General features: G+C 62.5%; 5 protein-coding genes. 3 read left to right on the top strand and 2 right to left on the bottom strand.

What is annotated here, in order from left to right:
• Positions 1–1,995 (bottom strand): hypothetical protein (locus EN906_RS37430; protein ID WP_164777363.1); only part of this gene is annotated, 1,995 nt, incomplete at its 3' end.
• A 214-nt stretch (positions 1,996–2,209) separates the two neighbouring features.
• Here EN906_RS37430 and EN906_RS26025 point away from each other — a divergent pair.
• Complete coding sequence (locus EN906_RS26025) at positions 2,210–2,479, top strand: hypothetical protein (protein ID WP_127270778.1); 270 nt, start codon at positions 2,210–2,212, stop codon at positions 2,477–2,479.
• A gap of 73 nt (positions 2,480–2,552) precedes the next feature.
• Entirely contained in the window at positions 2,553–2,858 is a 306-nt protein-coding gene (locus tag EN906_RS26020; RefSeq protein WP_023813813.1) for a hypothetical protein, read from the top strand.
• Between the two features lie 39 nt (positions 2,859–2,897).
• Here the strand turns inward: EN906_RS26020 and EN906_RS26015 are convergent, their stop codons facing one another.
• Positions 2,898–3,326, bottom strand: coding sequence for a DoxX family protein (locus EN906_RS26015; RefSeq protein ID WP_127270776.1), 429 nt, complete (start codon positions 3,324–3,326; stop codon positions 2,898–2,900).
• A gap of 187 nt (positions 3,327–3,513) precedes the next feature.
• Here EN906_RS26015 and EN906_RS26010 point away from each other — a divergent pair, with 187 nt between their 5' ends.
• Positions 3,514–3,705 carry a hypothetical protein gene (locus tag EN906_RS26010; RefSeq protein WP_127270775.1) on the top strand — a complete coding sequence of 64 codons (192 nt, stop codon included), beginning with the start codon at positions 3,514–3,516 and terminating at the stop codon, positions 3,703–3,705.
• The last annotated feature ends 145 nt before the right edge of the window (positions 3,706–3,850 follow it).

Here is a 3,850-nt window from a genome sequence, read left to right as displayed (position 1 = left end):
AAGCCGCACAACGGCGTTCCAGCCATAGGTCTTTGCCGCGACGCCGACAACGGTCACCTCAATTCCGGAAGCCCCCACGGCGACGGAGGCGTCGAGTGAAGCGGCGTCGGTCGCATATTCGCCGATCACCGTTTTGGTGATCGCACCTTCGACCGCCAGGGTTCCGCCCGTGTTGCGGATCACGCCGGCGAACACATAGCCGGCGCTGGTCGACGACGAACCATCCGTGCGGCGGGCAGCGACATCGGCGGTGAACTTCACGCCTTGCCCTGGCCTGATCGGAACAAAGCTGTTTCCGGCTTCGAAGATCATAAGAACGGGCGTTGCGTCCGGCGTCGACTTATAGCCCTTGAAAAGATCGCCGCCCCGGTTTCCTTCAATTAGCGCCATGTGCGATCCGTCATCGGTTGGCTTGCCCGTCGCCGTACCGGAGTAGATGTTGCCCCGCACCTCGACGTTTGGCGAGGATCCGCTGATTTTCACATCGTTGACGACGCTGCCGGTCGTCGCCTTGAAAAGGCCACCCGTCGCCCTCTGCCGTTCGCCCGATATTGTCGACAGGGCGACATAGGACGATCGCGCATCCGCGATGCCTGCATGGGTTTGCGACATGTCGCCGTTCAATCGAACGCCAATGGACGCCGCCGCGCCGCCCATGTCGACAAGCGTGTCGGCCGACACAATGGTTTCATCCGCCGCGCTGAAGACGCCGTAGGCATTGGCCTGGGTAAACCCAAAGATGCGGCCGGCACCAATCCTGGCGCCGCGCGAGATCTGTTGCCCGGCCGGGGTTTCGATATAGATCCCCTGATGCGTCGCCTGGATGTCGAACGACAGCAGGCGAAGATCTTCGATATGATGGCCGGTGCCGGCGCGAATGCCTTGCTGCACGCCTTCCGTCACCAGGCTGCGCACCTCGATATCCTTGGCCCCTCGCAGCACCAGGCCATAAAGGCCATCCCTGGACTTGGCACTGATGCGAAGGCGTTTGTACTTCAACACCGATCCGGCGGGCGCAGCGCTGCGGGTGAACGCGACGGCCGCGCCAAGTTGAACGCCGCCAAGCTGCGTCCAGTCGATATCCACCTCGATATCGCTCACCGGCCAGTCGTCGTCACTCTCTGCATCAAAACCGTTCAAATAGGCGCTCACGCGAGCGCGGCGGACAAACACGTGACTTGTGCCGGAAACCTCGTCGTTGATGGTGACGATGTTGCGCGCCGTATCGCCCCTGGCGTCGTCGATGTAGACCCAGCTGGAATCGGCAATGCGGTAGTGGTCGCCTTGCGTACCGGTGAGCGTGCCATGCTCGATCGTGACGCCGGAGATGCCGCTGATGTTGAAGACGCCAAAGCCGTTCGCAGCCGCGACATGATTCCAGGCGCCGTTAACCTTCGGCGCGATGATACGGTTGTCGCCCTTCAGGTTGAAAAGGTGCATGGCGTCCTCGGTACGCTGCAAAAGCGCCCTGTCATCAAACTCGACCGTCAACCCCTGCGGAATGTCGATATTGCCGGCCAGCGAGAATGTGCCAGCCGGGATGATCAGCCTGCCCTGCCCGGCGGCAGCAATGGCGTTGACGATCGCGGTCCTGTTGTTGCCGGCTGCCGTGTCGGCGCCCGCCGCGCGAATGTTGATCTCCTTCGACCTCGGTGCGTTGATGATGTCGAAGCCGGCTTTCGCTCCACCTTGCAGCGTGATCGCCAGACCGCCCCCGCCAGCCAAAATGGTGCCATTCTTCCTGTAGAGGGCTTGGCCGTCGCCGACCTGCGAATAGCCGGCAGTCCTGATATAATCCGGCGCAACCGCCGGCGAATAGGCTTCCGCCGTCGCCTTGGTCGCAAATTGCGGATCGAGCACGGTCGTCATGGCGCCCGTCGCCACATCCGCCGCCGCCTGGGCCTGGTCGATGATGCCTTGCGCGGCTGCCTGGATATCGCCGACGGTGTCGTCGGACTGGTAAAACGACAGCACAATGTCATCGGTGCCGATCACAGGGTTCAGCGTCTGGAAGGCAAAGCTGCACTCACCCCGTCAACCGTTTTTTGAGAAAAAATTCCTAGACCGGTCGGAACTCCCACTCGGAGCGACGCTGGCAAGCGCGTAAAACCCTGCTTTTGCCGGCGGCTGGTCATAAGCCGGCAGGTGTGAAATCATTCGTCGAAGCTCATGGAATGATTCCCGTCGCACGGCCTTGTGGGAGAGGACGATGGACAGACCAGCCATGGCATCCGTGTTCAGGATGCGGCATGCACAAGCCACGGTTTCCGGCGTGCGCAGCACCGGCCAGGGTCAGGCCGATCCAGTCATCCGCGTGCGTTCGCTGGGCGAAGCCATCCGTTTCGTCGCCAACGCTTACCCCCAATACGACATCAGCGCCGTCGCCATCAGCTGTGGGGATGTTTCGATCGGCAGCCTCGGCAACCTGGAGGTCAAGGCGCTGTGGCGCGAATATGGCGAACGGCTGACGCAGGAATAGGCATTCGCCCGCAGCCTTTCTGGAGCGGAAATGCCGCTCGCGCGTTTCAACCCCAGCCACGGGAGCAATCGCCATGAATGTCGCCAACCTGCAACTCGAAGGCCTGTTGATGGCCGTCGCCTCGATCAACCGCCTCCTGGTTCAAAAGGGGGTGCTGACGGCGGAGGAGATCGACCTGGCCTTGCGCAAGACCGAGGCCGGCGAAACCAACCAGGAGCGATCCGAAGGCATGTCCGCGTCCAGCCGCGACGCCGTCAACTTTCCGATCCGGCTGCTGGAACTCGCCAACCAGTGCCAGCCGGAGGCGGAGATGCCGTCTTTTTCGAAGCTGGCCCGCATGGTCGGCAAGATAAAGGAACCCTACAACGACCAGCTGTGAGCGGCCGGCGTGCGTCCGCGGTGGCCCGCTGCCCTCGCCTCAAGCCCTGCCCGGCCATCCCGAATTGAGCGAAAGCACCTTGCCCGGTCCATGTACGGCCGCAAACAGCAGTCCGGCCAGGAACGAAAAATGGTCGACGAAGAAGCCGAACTCGGCCTGGTTGCCTGCCCAGTGGCTGGGTCCGTGAAAGGCGAAGCCGAGGAACAGCACATAGGCGGCGGCGACCAGGGCTGCCTGCGAGAAGAAGGCGCCGGTCAGGAAGCACAGCACCAGCGCGACTTCCAGGATCGCCGCGCACCAGGCCAGGAACAGCGGAAACGGAAAGCCGGCGGCGGCGATATAGCCGGCGGTGGCGTCCATGCCCATGAACTTGAAGGTCACGGCCATCAGGAAGACGCCGGCGAAGATCAGCCGGGCGACGACAAGGGCCGCGGTCTGCCACGGTGATTGAGTGATTTGCGACGACATGCTCGTTCTCCAGCTTTGCAGGTTGATCGCTCCTAGGACGCGCGACCGGCGCCAGGTCCGACACATCAGGCCAATTTTTCTCGACAGGATCGCAGAGGGCTTTCGAAGCGTCACACCGTACAGCAAGAGAGATTTTCGGTTTGCCGGCTGACGGCATATTATTGCTCGCTCCAAGGGGGAATCGGACATGGCCAAGGCATTGACCATCGGCGCACCGCGGCATCCGGCGACGAGCACCGTCTACGAACAGGAATGCAGGGATATGCTGGTTCCGCATCTTGACGCCCTGCTCCGCAAGGTCGAGGCCGCCGGCTGGGACCGCGGGCAGGCCGCCTCGGCGCTCATGTATCTCGCCGCGATGCGGCTGAAGCCGGCCTGACGACGGCCCGAACGGCTTTCCGGCGCCGCCGCGATTGAAACTTGTTGGTAATCACGGACGTGCTATCGTTAGTCGGGGCTAATGCATCGGCGTGCCGACGCAGCGATTTTGGGTGGGCTGCAATTTGCGTACCAGCGTCAGGTTT

Source organism: Mesorhizobium sp. M7A.F.Ca.CA.004.06.1.1 (assembly GCF_003999135.1).
Classification (GTDB): domain Bacteria; phylum Pseudomonadota; class Alphaproteobacteria; order Rhizobiales; family Rhizobiaceae; genus Mesorhizobium.
This window is presented reverse-complemented; position numbering and strand designations above follow the sequence as displayed.